The organism is Trinickia diaoshuihuensis (genome assembly GCF_003390925.1).
Taxonomy (GTDB): Bacteria; Pseudomonadota; Gammaproteobacteria; order Burkholderiales; family Burkholderiaceae; genus Trinickia; species Trinickia diaoshuihuensis.
This window is the reverse complement of record NZ_QUBS01000021.1, coordinates 41,615-56,301: the sequence shown is the minus strand read 5'-3', so window position 1 is coordinate 56,301 and position 14,687 is coordinate 41,615. Positions and strand designations below refer to the sequence as shown.

The 14,687-nt window shown below is 63.2% G+C and carries 16 protein-coding genes; 5 read left to right on the top strand and 11 right to left on the bottom strand.

The window, feature by feature from the left end:
• The 9 genes from DXT59_RS04835 to DXT59_RS04800 all read right to left on the bottom strand — a co-directional run bounded on the left by DXT59_RS04835 (position 1) and on the right by DXT59_RS04800 (position 9,751).
• Positions 1-1,056, bottom strand: coding sequence for a branched-chain amino acid ABC transporter permease (locus tag DXT59_RS04835; protein WP_116135787.1), 1,056 nt, complete (start codon positions 1,054-1,056; stop codon positions 1-3).
• 134 nt (positions 1,057-1,190) lie between these two features.
• Complete coding sequence (locus DXT59_RS04830; protein ID WP_116135786.1) at positions 1,191-2,348, bottom strand: ABC transporter substrate-binding protein; 1,158 nt, start codon at positions 2,346-2,348, stop codon at positions 1,191-1,193.
• A gap of 60 nt (positions 2,349-2,408) precedes the next feature.
• The gene (locus DXT59_RS30445; RefSeq protein WP_162877950.1) at positions 2,409-2,819 is read right to left on the bottom strand and encodes a hypothetical protein; all 411 of its coding nucleotides are present in this window, start codon (positions 2,817-2,819) and stop codon (positions 2,409-2,411) included.
• A 200-nt stretch (positions 2,820-3,019) separates the two neighbouring features.
• A complete protein-coding gene (locus tag DXT59_RS04825) occupies positions 3,020-3,991 on the bottom strand; it encodes a branched-chain amino acid ABC transporter permease (protein ID WP_116135785.1) in 972 nt (323 codons plus the stop codon).
• Entirely contained in the window at positions 3,991-4,875 is an 885-nt protein-coding gene (locus tag DXT59_RS04820; RefSeq protein WP_116135784.1) for a branched-chain amino acid ABC transporter permease, read from the bottom strand. The genes DXT59_RS04825 and DXT59_RS04820 overlap by 1 nt, the downstream gene beginning before the upstream one ends.
• Before the next feature lie 66 nt (positions 4,876-4,941).
• The gene (locus DXT59_RS04815; RefSeq protein ID WP_116135783.1) at positions 4,942-6,162 is read right to left on the bottom strand and encodes an ABC transporter substrate-binding protein; all 1,221 of its coding nucleotides are present in this window, start codon (positions 6,160-6,162) and stop codon (positions 4,942-4,944) included.
• A gap of 94 nt (positions 6,163-6,256) precedes the next feature.
• Positions 6,257-6,985 carry an ABC transporter ATP-binding protein gene (locus DXT59_RS04810; protein ID WP_420823358.1) on the bottom strand — a complete coding sequence of 243 codons (729 nt, stop codon included), beginning with the start codon at positions 6,983-6,985 and terminating at the stop codon, positions 6,257-6,259.
• A gap of 35 nt (positions 6,986-7,020) precedes the next feature.
• Positions 7,021-7,800, bottom strand: a complete 780-nt coding sequence (locus DXT59_RS04805) for an ABC transporter ATP-binding protein (protein ID WP_116135781.1) — start codon at positions 7,798-7,800, stop codon at positions 7,021-7,023.
• A gap of 253 nt (positions 7,801-8,053) precedes the next feature.
• On the bottom strand, positions 8,054-9,751 hold the full coding sequence (locus tag DXT59_RS04800) for a GMC family oxidoreductase (protein WP_116135780.1): 1,698 nt from the start codon (positions 9,749-9,751) through the stop codon (positions 8,054-8,056).
• 148 nt (positions 9,752-9,899) lie between these two features.
• On the opposite strand from DXT59_RS04800, the gene DXT59_RS04795 reads away from it, so the two are divergent.
• Both DXT59_RS04795 and DXT59_RS04790 read left to right on the top strand, forming a co-directional pair.
• Positions 9,900-10,796, top strand: coding sequence for a LysR family transcriptional regulator (locus DXT59_RS04795; protein WP_116135779.1), 897 nt, complete (start codon positions 9,900-9,902; stop codon positions 10,794-10,796).
• A 207-nt stretch (positions 10,797-11,003) separates the two neighbouring features.
• On the top strand, positions 11,004-11,537 hold the full coding sequence (locus tag DXT59_RS04790) for a class IV adenylate cyclase (protein WP_116135778.1): 534 nt from the start codon (positions 11,004-11,006) through the stop codon (positions 11,535-11,537).
• A gap of 39 nt (positions 11,538-11,576) precedes the next feature.
• Here the strand turns inward: DXT59_RS04790 and DXT59_RS04785 are convergent, their stop codons facing one another.
• A complete protein-coding gene (locus DXT59_RS04785; RefSeq protein ID WP_162877952.1) occupies positions 11,577-12,068 on the bottom strand; it encodes an Lrp/AsnC family transcriptional regulator in 492 nt (163 codons plus the stop codon).
• Between the two features lie 137 nt (positions 12,069-12,205).
• Between DXT59_RS04785 and phhA the strand changes: the two genes are divergently transcribed.
• Together phhA and DXT59_RS04775 are read left to right on the top strand one after the other, a co-directional pair.
• Entirely contained in the window at positions 12,206-13,093 is an 888-nt protein-coding gene (gene phhA, locus DXT59_RS04780) for a phenylalanine 4-monooxygenase (protein ID WP_240324402.1), read from the top strand.
• A gap of 136 nt (positions 13,094-13,229) precedes the next feature.
• Positions 13,230-13,547, top strand: a complete 318-nt coding sequence (locus DXT59_RS04775) for a 4a-hydroxytetrahydrobiopterin dehydratase (protein WP_275895762.1) — start codon at positions 13,230-13,232, stop codon at positions 13,545-13,547.
• A gap of 20 nt (positions 13,548-13,567) precedes the next feature.
• Here the strand turns inward: DXT59_RS04775 and DXT59_RS04770 are convergent, their stop codons facing one another.
• Complete coding sequence (locus DXT59_RS04770) at positions 13,568-13,789, bottom strand: DUF3717 domain-containing protein (protein WP_116135865.1); 222 nt, start codon at positions 13,787-13,789, stop codon at positions 13,568-13,570.
• Between the two features lie 119 nt (positions 13,790-13,908).
• Between DXT59_RS04770 and DXT59_RS04765 the strand changes: the two genes are divergently transcribed.
• On the top strand, positions 13,909-14,595 hold the full coding sequence (locus tag DXT59_RS04765) for a response regulator transcription factor (RefSeq protein ID WP_116135774.1): 687 nt from the start codon (positions 13,909-13,911) through the stop codon (positions 14,593-14,595).
• The last annotated feature ends 92 nt before the right edge of the window (positions 14,596-14,687 follow it).

The window sequence follows — 14,687 nt, the reverse complement described above, 5'->3', positions numbered from 1 at the left end:
TCACTCCTCCTCTTCTTCGATGTGCACGGTGACCAAGCTGCGCCACAGCAGCACCGGAATGATGAGCGTGAATACGATCACCTCCTTGTAGGCACTCGCCCAGAACGACGAATACGATTCGAGCAGCCCGACGAGGATCGAGCCGGCCGCCGCGAGCGGATAACTCACGAGCCCACCGATGATCGCCCCGACAAAGCCCTTCAAACCGATCAAGAAACCCGAGTCGTAGTAGATCGTCGTCAACGGTGCGACGAGGATGCCGCTGAGCACGCCGAGCCCCGCCGCGAGCGTGAAAGCGAGTCTGCCCGCTTGGGTCGTGCCGATCCCGACGAGCCGCGCGCCGAGCCGGTTCACCGACGTCGCGCGCAACGCCTTGCCCGCGATCGAACGATCGAAGAACAAATAGAGCGCGACGATCATGACGAGCGCGGAGAGGACCACGCAGACGCTTTGGCCGGAGACCGATACGCCGCCGAGGCTGAACGACGTTTCAGAGAACGGTGTCGTACGCGAGCCTTCGGCGCCGAACATCAGCAAGCCCAAGCCGACCATCGCGAAGTGCACGGCGACGGCGACGATCAACAGCAGCAACGTGCTCGCCTCCGCCAACGGCTCGTAGGCCAAGCGGTAGATGAACGGGCCCATCGGCACGACGATCGCCAGCGTGAGCGCGATTTGCGCCGCCATCGGCAGCGCAAGCGCATAAGCGTGCTGCGCGATCGCGTAAATGGCGATCGGTGCGAGCAGATACCGGCTAGCGAGCGACGTGAGCGTACGCGCCGCATGTCGGCGCCGCTGCGCATGCCGCGCGAGCGCCGCCGCTTCAAGAACGAAACACGCCGCCCCGAGCACGGGCAACAAGACGGCGGTGGCCGGAAACTTCTGCGCCTGCAGCATCGCAAGCGTCAGCGCACCGTATGAGACGAACTCCCCTTGCGGGATGAAAATGACCCGGGTGACGGAGAAAACGAGTACGAGCGCCAGCGCGAGCAGCGCGTAGATCGCCCCGGTCGTGATGCCGTCTTGCGCGAGGATCGCCGCAATCGATAAATCCATGCTGGTTTGAGCCCTGTAGGCACGACTCTAGGAATCGACGGAAATCAAAAGAGATACCGCGCGCCGAGGACACGAACGTGCCGGCGCGCGGTACACGGAAAAAAGCGAGCGACGCGGGCCCGCTCGTTGCGGCGTCAGTCGTTGAGCAGCTTCCACTTGCCGTCGGCTACCTCCACCATGACGCGCGCGCGTTGATCGAGCCCGTTGTGGTTGGCCGGCGATGTATTCATGACGCCTTGAGAGATCGGCAGCTCCTTGATGTTCTCGAGCGCATCGCGCAGCGCCGAGCGGAACGCCTCGGTACCCGGCTGAGCTTTCTTCAGCGCCTCGGGAAGCGCACGCTGCAGCATCTGGCCCGCGTCCCACGCATGGCCGCCGAAGGTCACGACGCTGCCCGCTCCGTAGGCCTTCTCATACGCGCTCTTATAGGCAAGCGCCGATTGCTTCACGGCGTTGCCGCTCGGCAGTTGATCGGCGACGAGCACCGGTCCCGACGGCAGGATCTCGCCCTCGCAATCCTTGCCGCACACGCGCAGGAAGTCATTGTTAGCCACGCCGTGCGTCTGATAAACCTTGCCCTTGTAGCCGCGCGCTTTCAGCTCCTTCGCCGGCAGCGCCGCGGGCGTACCCGAACCCGCGATGAGCACGGCATCGGGATTGGCGCTCAATACGCGCAGCACCTGGCCCGTGACGGAAGCGTCCGTGCGGTTGTATTTCTCGTTCGCGACAATCTTCAGATGATCGGCAGCCGCCGCTTTCCCGAACTCGGCGTTCCAGCTTTCGCCATACGCATCGGCAAAGCCGATGAAGCCGACCGTCTTCACGCCGTGCTTGGCCATGTAGTCGGCGATCGCGTTGGCCATCAGACCGTCGTTTTGAGGCGTCTTGAACGCCCATTTGCGCTTATCGTCCATCGGCTCGACGATCTTCGCGGACGCGGCCAGCGAAATCATCGGCGTCTTGGCGGCCGATGTCGGATCGAGCATCGCGAGCGAATTGGGTGTCACCGTGGAACCGACGATCGCGTCGACGTGATCTTCGTCGATCAGCTTATGCACGTCTTGCACCGCTTTTCCCGTATCGGAACCGTCGTCGAGCACGATGTACTGCACGCTCTTGCCGTCGATCTCCTTCGGCAGCAACGCAATCGTATTTTTCTCGGGAATGCCGAGCGATGCGGCGGGTCCCGTCGTCGAGAGCACGACGCCGATCTTCACCTGCGCGAAAGCGGCCGTCGCACCGCACATCATCGCCACCGCCAAGCTGCCGCGTACCCATTGCTTCATCGTCATTACTGATCTCCTGAGGCTTTCGCGAGAAAGCGCGTTGTCATTGCCGGCTTATCAAGCGGCTCAATCATTGGTATTGCGAATGCGAGATTCGCGCGGGCGAATGCATCCACCGACCGATCGTAGCCGATCGTGCCGGCGCAGGCCTTCGATGCCGCGCGCAAACAACAAAAAAACACACGGAAAAGAAAAAATGCGCGAGAGGGAACGCAACCGAGCCGGGTACGTCTCGCAGCCATTCAAGGAAAAAACGGGAACTCGTGGCGATGCGTTGCCGACGCGCGCGGCAACGATCAGTGGATGCGTGTATTGAACGCACGAATTTGAACGCACAAATGAAAAGCGCTGTTGGATACCATCCAACAGCGCTTCCGTCCGGGCACTGAGTGCCTCGATTGTCTCCTCGTTCTCCACCTGTAAATTCGGTGCATCAGAACTGAGACGAAGATTAAACAACCCCGTCTTCTCCCACAACCTAGCACTTTCCCTAGTGGTGCATAGCAGCACACAATTCGAGCAAGCGCGCATCGTTTCAGGCCGCGCGCGAGTACCGCCCAACGCGGCATCGCCGGACAGCCTCATCTCTTCAAGGGTGGCCGCGCCCCTCGATCGTGCAAGCGTGGCTTGCGCACGCGATGGCGCGCCGCAGCGCAATCCCGCCACAACCGTGTTTCTCACCCGCGCAAGGGCCGCACGCGAGCGACGATTTCGCCCACGATTCCGCGTCTAAACGCGAGCACGCAAGCGATAAAGACGATGCCGATGACGATCGTCGTCGAATCGCCGAGCGAATTGAACCACTCGACGTGCGTCAGCGCGGCGAGCGCGGTGCCGATATCGCCTAGCCGCTCCTCGAGCGTCACGACGAGCGCCGCGCCGAGCAGCGGCCCGAAGAGCGTGCCCATGCCGCCCACGAGCGTCATCAGAATCACGAGCCCCGACATCGTCCAATACGCGTCGCCGAGCGTCTCGAAGCCGAGCACGAGCACTTTGAGCGCGCCCGCGAAGCCGGCGATCGCGGCGGAGAGCACGAAGGCCAACAGCTTGAACCGGTCGGTGTCGTAGCCGAGCGAAATCGCACGCGGCTCGTTCTCGCGAATCGCCTTCAACACCTGGCCGAACGGCGAGTGAACGACACGCACGATCAACAGGAAGGCCGCCCCGATCGCGACGAGCACGACGTAATAAAGCGTCAGATCGGGCGACAAGCTTAGGAGGCCGAACAATTTGCCGCGGGAGACGCCTTGCAAACCGTCCTCGCCGCCCGTAAACGGCGCCTGCAGGAAGACGAAGTAGACGAGCTGGGCAAGCGCGAGCGTCACCATCGCGAAGTAGATGCCCTGGCGCCGGATCGCGAAGAAGCCGGCCACGAGTCCGAGCAACGCGGCAGCGGCCGTGCCCGCGAGCACGCCGAGTTCGGGCGTCAGACCGATCGTCTGAATCGCATAGCCCGTTACATATCCCGCCGTGGCGAGAAACATCGCGTGGCCGAACGAGAGCAGCCCCGTGTAGCCGATGAGCAGGTTGAACGCGGCCGCGAACAGCGCGAACGTCAGCACCTTCATGACGAACACGGGATAGACGCCGAGCAACGGCGCGAGCACGAGCCCCACGAGCAAGAGGGCGTAAAGCGCTTTTCTTTGCATTACCGCTCCTTGCCGAAAAGACCCGCGGGGCGCACGAGCAACACGAGCGCCATGATCACGAACACGACCGTTGCCGAAGCCTGGGGATAAAACACGCGCGTCAAACCTTCCACGATCCCGAGCATCAGCCCGGTAAGAATCGAGCCCATGATCGAGCCCATTCCGCCGATCACGACGACGGCGAACACGGTGATGATCATCGGCTGGCCCATCAACGGGGAAACTTGGATCACGGGCGCGGCGAGCACCCCCGCGAACGCGGCCAGCGCCACGCCGAAGCCGTACGTCAGCGTGATCATGAGTGGAACGTTGACGCCGAACGCTTCCACGATTTTCGGATTCTCGGTTCCCGCGCGCAGGTAGGCGCCGATCCGGGTCTTTTCGATCACGAACCAGGTGGCAAAGCAGACGACGAGCGAGGCGAGCACGACCCACGCTCTATAGTTGGGTAGATACATGAAGCCGACGTTGGTCGCCCCGGCGAGCAACTCCGGCACCTCGTACGGCTGCCCCGAAGAGCCGTAGATCGAACGGAACACGCCTTCGACGACGAGCGTGAGCCCGAACGTCAGCAACAGCCCGTATAAGTGATCCAGGCGATAGAGCCAGCGCAGCATCGAGCGTTCGATGACGATGCCGACGATGCCGACGATGACCGGTGACAACACGAGCATCGTCCAATACGACAGGCCGAAATAGGAAAGGCCCATCCACGCGAGCATGGCGCCGAGCATGAACAAGGCACCATGCGCAAAATTGATGACGTTGAGCATGCCGAAGATCACGGCCAGCCCGAGACTCAGGATCGCATAGAACGACCCGTTGACAAGCCCGAGCAAGAGCTGGCCCAGCATGGCCTGCAACGGAATGCCGAAGATATCCATTGAACCTGCCGTCAGAGAGAAATAGACGCGCGCGCGGCGCGCGTCGTTACCGCGTCGAGCGAGCGTTTACTTCCACAGGCCGCACTGCGTTTCAGCCTTCGTGCCGAAGGCTTGGTCGCCGGGGATCGTCGCCTTAAGCGTGTAGTAGTCCCAAGGCTTCTTCGATTCGGCCGGCGTCTTCACTTGGAACAAATACATGTCGTGCAGCATGACGCCGTCCGCGCGGATCGAACCCGTCGCATAGAAGTCGTCGATCTTCTGGCTGTGCAACTGCGCCATCACCTTGTCGGGATCGGTCGAGCCGACGGCCTTCACGGCGTTCAAGTAACTCATCGTGGCCGAGTAGTCCGCCGCTTGCAGGCTCGAGGGCATCTTGCCCGTCTTCTTGAAGTATTTCTGCGCCCATGCGCGCGACTTCTCGTTCTGGTCCCAGTACCAGCTATCGGTCAGCAGCAGGCCTTGAGCGGTCTGCAAGCCGACGCTATGCACATCGTCGAGGAACATCAGCAGCGCGGCGATCTTCATCGACTTCGAGATGCCGAATTCCTTCGCCGCCTTCAGCGAGTTCACGGTATCGCCGCCTGCGTTCGCGAGGCCCAGCACCTGCGCCTTCGACGATTGCGCTTGGAGCAAGAACGACGAGAAATCGGATGCGGACAGCGGATGCAGCGAGTTGCCGAGGACTTTGCCGCCGTTCGCCTCGACGACCTTCGCCGTGTTGTCCTCGAGCGATTTGCCGAAAGCGTAATCGGCGGTCAGGAAGTACCAGTTCTTAAAGCCTTGCTTGACGATTGCCGAACCCGTGCCGCGGGCGAGCGCGGTCGTGTCGTACGCGTAGTGAACCGTATACGGCGTGCACGCCTTGTTCGTCAGCGCATCGGTACCCGCGCCGATCGAGAAATACGGGCGCTTCTTGTCCTTGATGACGTCGTTGACCGCCAAGGCCGTGGCCGAGTTCGTGCCGCCGACGAGCATATCGAGGCCTTCCGTATCGATCCACTTGCGCGCGGTCGAGGCGGCGATGTCGGCCTTGTTTTGGTGATCCTGCGTGAGCAGCTTGATCGGCAGCCCGTTCACCTTGCCGCCGAAATCGTCGATCGCCATTTGGATCGCGGTAGCGCCGCCCTTGCCGTCGATGTCGGCATATAGGCCCGACAGGTCGGTGATGAAGCCGATCGTGACTTGATTCTCGGCCGCTTGCGCGTGCTGCGCGGCCAAAGCGGCGGCGAGCGCCGTACCGGTAACCGCGAGAGTGCGAACAGCGCTTGCGAGCAACTTGGTCCTCATTGGTATCTCCTTCTTCGCTTATTGGTTGTGCGTGCAACTGTTTTGTCGGCGCGCCCGTGAAGATGGACGCATCCGCTACCGCGGTGCCCGGGCGTCAAACGCCGAGCAAATCATGCAGCACCGGCATCTTGCTTTCGAGTTCGCTCGCGACGAAATGTTCGACGATGCGTCCGTGCTCCATGACGTAGAAGCGATCGGCCAGCGGCGCCGCGAAGCGGAAGTTTTGCTCGACCATGACGATCGTGTAGCCGCGTGCCCTCAGCGCGAGAATCATGCGCGCCAGCGTTTGGACGATGACAGGGGCGAGACCTTCGGAAATTTCGTCGAGCAGCAGCAAGTTCGCACCCGTGCGCAAGATGCGCGCGACGGCCAGCATCTGCTGCTCGCCGCCGGAAAGCCGCGTACCTTGGCTCATCCGGCGCTCCTTCAGATTCGGGAACATTTCGTAAATCTCGTCGAGCGACATCGCGTTGCTCGACGCGCCGACCATCGGCGGCAACAACAGATTCTCCTCGCACGAGAGGCTCGAAAAGATCGCGCGCTCCTCGGGGCAATAGCCCACGCCGCAGTGCGCGATCTTATGCGTCGGCATTTGAATGGTTTCGCGTTCGCCGATCCGCACGGAGCCCGTGCGCCGGCCCGTGAGGCCCATGATCGCGCGCAGGGTCGTCGTCCGTCCCGCGCCGTTGCGGCCGAGCAAGGTCACCACTTCGCCGCGCCGCACGGTCAGATCGACGCCGTGCAAGATGTGCGATTCGCCGTACCACGCTTGCAGGTCCGATATCGTCAATGCGGCCGCCGCGTCCGCGCTCGACTCGCTCATGCCGCTCACGGCAACGGTTTCCGGCTCGGTGCGATTCATCCGTGCGCCCCCGTCAACGCAGCGTCGGCGCTGCCCATATAAGCCTGCATCACGAGCGGGTTCTTCGATACCTCGGCGTAACTGCCCTCCGCGAGCACCTCGCCGCGCTGCAAGACAGTGATCGTGTCCGAGATCCCGGCGATCACATTCATGTTGTGCTCCACCATCAGGATCGTGCGGCCCGCCGATACTTTCTTGATCAATGCCGTCACGCGATCGACGTCCTCATGCCCCATGCCTTGCGTCGGTTCGTCGAGCAGCATGAGCTCGGGCTCCATCGCGAGGGTCGTCGCGATCTCGAGCGCGCGCTTGCGTCCATAAGAAAGTTCGACCGTGGGCGTATCGGCGAAATCGGTCAAGCCTACTTGCGCGAGCAACTCGTGCGCGCGCTCGTCGAGCTGATGCAACGTCCGCTCGCTGCGCCAGAAGTGATATGAGGTGCCCAGCGCGCGCTGCAGCCCCACGCGGACATTTTGCAAAACGCTCAGATGCGGGAAGACGGCCGAAATCTGGAACGAGCGGATGATGCCGCGTCGTGCGATTTGGGCCGGGCGCTCGCGCGTGATATCGACATTGTTGAAGACGATCTGCCCCGCGCTGGGTTCGAGAAACTTCGTCAGCAAGTTAAAGCAGGTCGTCTTGCCCGCGCCGTTCGGGCCGATCAACGCATGGATCGAGCCGCGGCGCACACGCAGGTTCACACCGTTCACGGCCGTGAAGCCCTTGAACTCTTTGGTCAACCCGCGCGTCTCCAAAATCGTGTCGCCGAGAATCATGTCCCCTTCCATGCGAAGTCAGGCGAAGCACTGCATAAACGCCCGCGCTTATCGAGCGCGGCGCTTGGCGGGCGCTGCATCCCCCGCCGTTTATGGCATGGTGCATCAATGCGAGGGAGGCCGGCCCAGCCCCATGCGGCATCGCGCATTGTCGCGCCATTGATGCAGCGCAATCATAGGGATTTGCACTAGTGCTTAATTGCGCAGGCAAGCAATACGGGCCCGGCGCGGCGCGCGGCACTGCGCGCCGGCGTCATACGGCCGTCACGGTCGAAGCGATTCCTACCTCGGGCAGGGACGAAGCGCGCGCGCGGCGATCCGCGCGAATCATCTCGCTCGCGCGCTCGGCGATCATGAGGGTGGGCGAATTCGTATTGCCCGAGGTGATCGTGGGCATGATCGACGCGTCGACCACGCGCAATCCCGTCACGCCGAGCACGCGCAGCCGCGTATCGACGACGGCGCCCGGGTCGTCGGCCGCACCCATGCGGCATGTGCCCACGGGATGAAAGATCGTGGTGCCCACGGCGCCCGCGGCCCGCACGAGTTCTTCCTCGGTTTGATACTGGGGCCCCGGAAGAATTTCCTCGGGCGCGTAGCGTGCGAGCGCCGGCGCTTGCACGATGCGGCGCGTGAGCCGCAACGCGTTGGCCGCTACATGCCGATCGTAGTCGGTCGATAAATAATTCGGCGCGATCATCGGGGGCGCCTGCGGATCGGGCGATTCGATATGGACGCTACCGCGCGAGGTCGGCCGCAATGGGCAAGCGGACGCCGTGAAGGCGTTGAAGCGATGCAGCGGTTCGCCGAAGCGATCGAGCGAGAGCGGCTGCACGTGGTATTCGATATCGGGCCGTGTGATGGACGCATCGTCCTGCGACGACTTCGCGAAGGCGCCCAATTGAGAAGGCGACATCGACATCGGCCCGCTGCGCCGGAGCGCGTATTGCATGCCGATGAGCAGCTTGCCCCACCAATGCGCCGTCATCGTATTGAGCGTGCGCACGCCGCGCACGCGATACGCGGTGCGCAACTGGAGATGGTCTTGCAGATTCTCGCCGACAGCGCGCGCATCGTGAACGACCTCGATGCCGAGGCGTTGCAGGCGTGCCCCATTGCCGATACCCGACAGTTCGAGCAATTGCGGCGAATTGACGGCGCCCGCGGCCGACACGACCTCGCACCGGGCGCGCGCCACGAACTCGCGCGTGCCCGAGGCGCCCTCGCGGCGATAGACCACGCCCGTACAGCGTTTCGCTTCGAATGTCAGCCTGCGCACTTGCGCACCGGTGACGACCGTGAGGTTCGGACGGCCGAGCGCCGGGCGTAAGAACGCCTTCGACGCGTTCCATCGCACGCCGCGCTTTTGATTGACTTCGAAGTAGCCGACGCCGCTGTTGTCGCCCCGATTGAAATCGTCGGTCGCGGGGATACCGCTTTGCTGCGCGGCCTCCCGGAACGCTTCGAGCACCTGCCATTTCAAGCGCTGCTTTTCGACGCGCCACGGCCCGCCCGCGCCATGCCACGGATCGGCGCCGCCATGGTGATCCTCGCTGCGCTTGAACACGGGCAACACGGCGTCCCAAGACCACGACGCATCGCCGGTCGCACGCGCCCATTCGTCGTAATCCTCGCGCTGACCGCGCATATAGATCATGCCGTTGATCGACGAGCTGCCGCCGAGCACCCGCCCACGCGGATACGCCAGCGAGCGGCCGCCCAAACCCGGCTCCTCGCGCGTGCGATACAGCCAATCCGTACGCGGATTACCGATGCAATACAGATAGCCGACCGGCACGTGAATCCAGTGGTAGTTGTCCTTGCCGCCCGCCTCGAGCAGCAGGACGCTGACGTCCGCATCCTCGCTGAGCCGGTTCGCCAGCACGCATCCGGCCGTACCGGCTCCGACGATCACATAGTCGAATTCGCCTTCGAAAATCGTCTCGCCCATGGCGTCTCCCGCCTCTCATCGATTGGAATAAAAAGTCCGGGCCGACACCGCATTCGCGCGCCCGGCACGGCGAGCGTACGCGCGTATCGAAGCCCAAATCCAATGAGTTCTGCTCAACTGCAATATAAGCCGCGCTAATATCGCCGTCATGGATCTCACCTTGCTTCGCGCTTTCGTAACCGTGGCACGCGTCGGCAACCTCACGCGCGCCGCGGCTCAGTTGCATCTGACGCAGCCGGCCGTCAGCCTGCAATTGAAAAATTTGCAGGAGGCGCTCGACGTTGCCCTGTTCGCGCGCACCGCGCACGGGCTCGTGCTGACGCGTGACGGGCAGGCGCTGTTGCCGCATGCGGAGCGCGCGCTCGCCGCCGCCGGCGATGTCGAGCGCGCCGCGGCCGCATTGCGCCATGAAGTACGCGGACGGCTGCGCATCGGCACGATTCTCGACCCGCAGTTCCTACGGCTCGGCGGCTTCTTGAAGCAGCTCGTCGAGACCTATCCTCAAATCGAAACCGCGCTGCGTCACGGAATGTCGGGCTGGGTGGCCGAGCAAATACGCGCGCGGGAACTCGACGTGGGCTACTACATCGGCCAACCGGCCGACGAGGGCATGCCGGATGGGCTCTTTCATACCGCCGCGCTGACGCGCTTTCAATACCGCGTGCTCGGCCCCGCCGGCTGGAAAGAACGGATCGGACGCTCGCCCGATTGGCGCTCGCTTGCGATGCTGCCGTGGATCTGGACGCCGCCCGCCTCCGCGCACAACCGGCTGCTCTCGCGCGTCTTCGCGCAGGCTGGCGCCGATCCGGTCAAGGTGGCCGAGGTCGATCAAGAGACGTCGATGCTCGATCTCGTCAAATCGGGCGTGGGACTCTCTCTTGCGCGCGACGCCATTGCGATCGAACAAGCCCATACGCATGCGCTGACGATCGTCGAAGGCGTGACGGTCCCGACTCAATTGACCTTCATCGCGCTCGCCGCACGAATCGACGAACCCGCCATCGCCTGCGCGTTCAAGCTCATCGAAGCGCAATGGGCCGTTTGACCCGGTGCGATATTGGCGGACACGGATCGCCGCTTTTTGTTAGATTCCTCTCTACGCGCACCGCGCTGACCCCGCGCGTGTTTGCCTCGATTCACGCTTCCCGTTGTCCTTTACGTCACGCCGCTTGAACCGGCTCATCGATGCGTTCGATCCGCTCCCGCTCGGCCGGCCGCCCCGACTCACTTCACGTTTGCTCAGGAGCTCGACATGGCACGCAATATTGAACTCAAAGCGCACGCCCGCGCATTCGAAGAACTGCGCGAACGCGCGGCCGCGCTGTCGGACGACGCGCCGCTCATCTTTCGTCAACAAGATTTCTTCTACGACGTGCCGCGCGGACGTCTGAAACTGCGTCAATTCGATGACGGCACGCCCGCCGAGCTGATCTTCTACCAGCGCGACGATCGCGACGGACCGAAGGCTTCGTATTACTCGCGCAGCCCCGTGACGAATGCCGACGCCATGCACGCGTTGCTCGCGCAAGCGCTGACGACGCGCGGCATCGTGACCAAGGAACGCCACGTCTATCTGGCCGGGCGGACCCGGATCCACCTCGATCGGGTCGATGGGCTCGGAGATTTCGTCGAACTCGAAGTCGTCCTGGCACCCGACGACGACGAGGAAGACGGCGCGGCCGAAGCGCACGCGCTGTTCGCCAAGCTCGGCGTATCGCAGGCCGATCTCGTGGCCGTGGCCTACGTCGATCTGCTCAACGAGGGCCTCGGCAAGCGCGCCGCGTAGAAGCCGCGGCTGCATAAAGGGCGGCGCATGCCGGCGGCCTCAGGCGGGCGCCGTCCCCGGCGACAGATGATCGAGCGGTAGCGGGCCGTTGCGCTTGAACGTCGTGAGGACGATATTCGAGCGCACGCTATCGACGCCCGGTACGCGCATCAGCTTTTTCATGACGAACGACGACAGCGCGTTCAAATCCGGGGCGACGATGCGCAGCAAATAGTCGGCGTCGCCGACCACCGCGTGGCATTCGAGCACTTCAGGCAGCACGTCGATCTGTTGCTGGAACTGTTCCACGATCGAATCTCCGTGGTGCTTCAATTTAAGACTCGTGAACGCCATGACGCCGAGGCCGAGTTTCTCCGGCCTCAGTACGACGCGATAGCCGTCGATCACGCCGAGCGCTTCGAGCCGTTGCAGCCGGCGGCCGATCTGCGAGGGCGAAAGCGGCACGCGCTCGCCGAGTTGCTGATGCGTGGCACGGCCGAAGCGTTGCAGCACTTCGAGCAACGCCAAATCGAAGTGATCGAGGTCGAGCATGAGCGATTTCCGCATGAATATGGGTTAACGCGCGCAATTATCGCATACAACGCGTCGCATACACCCATATTGCGCCCTTTCCGCGCGGGGCCCGCACTACACTTGCATCGAACGACACATTCATGCAGGCCCTCACCATGTCAGCCACCGCCGAGCTCAACGAAAGCTTCGAAACACGCCTCGTCCCGCGCGACGATTTCAAGATCGAGCAGCCGCTCGAGCGGTATGACGCTACCGATCACGCCGTTTGGGCCCAGTTGTATGCGCGTCAAGCCGCGCTGCTCGAGGGCCGCGTATGCGACGAATTCCTCGCGGGATTGGCCAAGCTCGATTTGCCCGCGCAGCATGTGCCGTCCTTCGCGGCGCTCAATCGCCGGCTCGGCGCCGCGACCGGTTTCGAGATCGTGCCGGTACCTGGTCTCGTCCCCGATCGCGTATTCTTCGAGCATCTCGCCAACCGGCGCTTTCCGGTGACGTGGTGGATGCGCCGGCCGGAGCAGCTCGACTACCTGCAAGAGCCCGATTGCTTTCACGATCTATTCGGCCATGTGCCGCTTTTGATCGATCCTGTCTTCGCCAATTACATCGAGGCATACGGTCGCGCCGCGCTCGCCTTCGCGCATGACGCGCGAGCCCTGCCGCTCTTTGCTCGGCTCTATTGGTACACCGTGGAATTCGGCTTGATGCGCGACGCATCGGCGACGGGTGGCGTGCGCATTTACGGCGCGGGGATTGTTTCGAGCCATAGCGAGACGCTCTACAGTCTGGAGAGCGACAGCCCGAACCGGCTCGGCTTCGCCCTCGAGCGGGTCTTGCGCACACGGTATCGGATCGACACGTTCCAAAAGACCTACTTCGTCATCGACGATTTCCGCCAACTGTTCGCCATCGCGCAGGCCGACTTCGCCGCGCTGATCGACGCATTCGCCGATGCCCCGGCACTCGCCGCCGGCGAAATCGCGCCGGGCGACACCGTGATCGCGCGAGGCACCGGCGAGGGCTGGGCGCACGAAGGCGACGTTTGAACGCAACCGAGCCCGCATGAGCCGGCCGCGCAGGCCGGCGCCGCCGCGCCAAGCGTGCCGCCCCTACTTGTGAAAGAATGACCGAGCGGCCATGGCGCGCGGCGATCGGGTCGATCCCCGCCCCCGGCTAAAACGAATGGAGGTGATTGTTATGATCCACAAACTGACTTCGGAGGAACGCGCGAAGCAACTCTCGGAACTGAGCGGCTGGCAAGCCGTGACGGGGCGCGACGCCATCCACCGGCAATTCAAGTTCGCCGATTTCAACGAAGCGTTCGGGTTCATGACGCGCGTCGCGATCAAAGCGCAGGAAATGAACCACCACCCCGAATGGTTCAACGTCTATCACACGGTGGATATCACGCTGACGACGCACGATGCGGGGGGCGTGACCGAGCGCGACATCGAACTCGCGCATTTCATCGAGGACGCCGCGAAACGGATGCGCGGCTAACGCAGTCCCGGCGATCGCGCTTAATCGCGCCCGGCTCGTACGTATGCTTCCCACGCATCGCGCGCGGCCGCATCGAGCCCGTCCGACGATACGGTGCCACGACGCTGTACAATCATCAGCGCATACGGCTTGGACAGTGCGCTAGCCTCCTTGCACAAGCTGAGCTCATCGCCGCTCGAGGGCGAGCGGGCGCGCCAAAAATTGATCGCGGCTTCCAGTTCGTTGATCGTGATCTCGGACATGTTCGTGATCGTTTGGGAGCGCCGAAGCTTCACTTGCTGCGGCACGCTTTGCTGTGTGGCGAAGGCATCGCCGGTCGGCGTGCCAAGAACGCGTAATCCATTGTACTTGAGCGAATCTTATGCGACTCCTTCTGATCGAAGACGACCGCCCTATCGCGCGCGGCATTCAAAGCAGCCTGGAACAAGCCGGCTTCACCGTCGATATGGTCCACGACGGCATCTTTGCCGAGCAGGCCCTCACGCAAAACCGCCACGAACTGGTCATCCTCGATTTGGGCCTGCCCGGCATCGACGGCATGACGCTGCTCTCGCGCTTTCGCCAGTCGAACCGCCACACGCCCGTCATCGTGCTGACGGCGCGCGACGAATTGAACGACCGCGTACAAGGACTCAATGCTGGCGCCGACGACTACATGCTCAAGCCATTCGAGCCCGCCGAGCTCGAAGCGCGGATTCGCGCGGTCATGCGCCGCAGCGGCCCGCATAGCGACGTGCCGCGGCCCGAAGTATCGCTGGGCGGTGTCCGCCTATCGGGCGTCGATCGCCGCATCTTCAACGACGATAAGCCGCTCGAGCTGTCCCCGCGCGAATTCGCCGTGCTCGAGATGCTGCTGCTGCGCCATGGCCGCGTCGTCAGCAAAGCGCAATTGCAGGACCACCTGACGCACTTCGGCGGCGACCTCGGCGATACGGCGATCGAAGTCTACGTGCACCGAGTGCGCAAAAAGCTGGAAAACTGCCGCGTCGAAATCGTGACGGTGCGCGGTTTCGGCTATCTGTTGCAGGAAATCCGCCAAGCGTCTTGAGATGAGCACGCCTGGGCCGTCCGCGCCTCGCCGCGCCGGCCCGCGGCCGAACGCGCCATCGTCATCGTTTCCTTCCCGTCTGAGAGCGACCG

What these genes read in the sequence shown, in the direction of transcription:
- phhA (WP_240324402.1), top strand. Translation starts at nt 12,206, where the DNA reads ATGTCAGCCACCGCCGAGCTCAACGAAAGCTTCGAAACACGCCTCGTC.
- DXT59_RS04830 (WP_116135786.1), bottom strand. Translation starts at nt 2,348, where the DNA reads ATGACGATGAAGCAATGGGTACGCGGCAGCTTGGCGGTGGCGATGATG.
- DXT59_RS04765 (WP_116135774.1), top strand. Translation starts at nt 13,909, where the DNA reads ATGCGACTCCTTCTGATCGAAGACGACCGCCCTATCGCGCGCGGCATT.
- DXT59_RS04770 (WP_116135865.1), bottom strand. Translation starts at nt 13,789, where the DNA reads ATGTCCGAGATCACGATCAACGAACTGGAAGCCGCGATCAATTTTTGG.
- DXT59_RS04835 (WP_116135787.1), bottom strand. Translation starts at nt 1,056, where the DNA reads ATGGATTTATCGATTGCGGCGATCCTCGCGCAAGACGGCATCACGACC.
- DXT59_RS04825 (WP_116135785.1), bottom strand. Translation starts at nt 3,991, where the DNA reads ATGCAAAGAAAAGCGCTTTACGCCCTCTTGCTCGTGGGGCTCGTGCTC.
- DXT59_RS04800 (WP_116135780.1), bottom strand. Translation starts at nt 9,751, where the DNA reads ATGGGCGAGACGATTTTCGAAGGCGAATTCGACTATGTGATCGTCGGA.
- DXT59_RS04790 (WP_116135778.1), top strand. Translation starts at nt 11,004, where the DNA reads ATGGCACGCAATATTGAACTCAAAGCGCACGCCCGCGCATTCGAAGAA.
- DXT59_RS04775 (WP_275895762.1), top strand. Translation starts at nt 13,230, where the DNA reads ATGGAGGTGATTGTTATGATCCACAAACTGACTTCGGAGGAACGCGCG.
- DXT59_RS04785 (WP_162877952.1), bottom strand. Translation starts at nt 12,068, where the DNA reads ATGCTCGACCTCGATCACTTCGATTTGGCGTTGCTCGAAGTGCTGCAA.
- DXT59_RS04815 (WP_116135783.1), bottom strand. Translation starts at nt 6,162, where the DNA reads ATGAGGACCAAGTTGCTCGCAAGCGCTGTTCGCACTCTCGCGGTTACC.
- DXT59_RS04810 (WP_420823358.1), bottom strand. Translation starts at nt 6,985, where the DNA reads ATGAGCGAGTCGAGCGCGGACGCGGCGGCCGCATTGACGATATCGGAC.
- DXT59_RS04805 (WP_116135781.1), bottom strand. Translation starts at nt 7,800, where the DNA reads ATGATTCTCGGCGACACGATTTTGGAGACGCGCGGGTTGACCAAAGAG.
- DXT59_RS04820 (WP_116135784.1), bottom strand. Translation starts at nt 4,875, where the DNA reads ATGGATATCTTCGGCATTCCGTTGCAGGCCATGCTGGGCCAGCTCTTG.
- DXT59_RS04795 (WP_116135779.1), top strand. Translation starts at nt 9,900, where the DNA reads ATGGATCTCACCTTGCTTCGCGCTTTCGTAACCGTGGCACGCGTCGGC.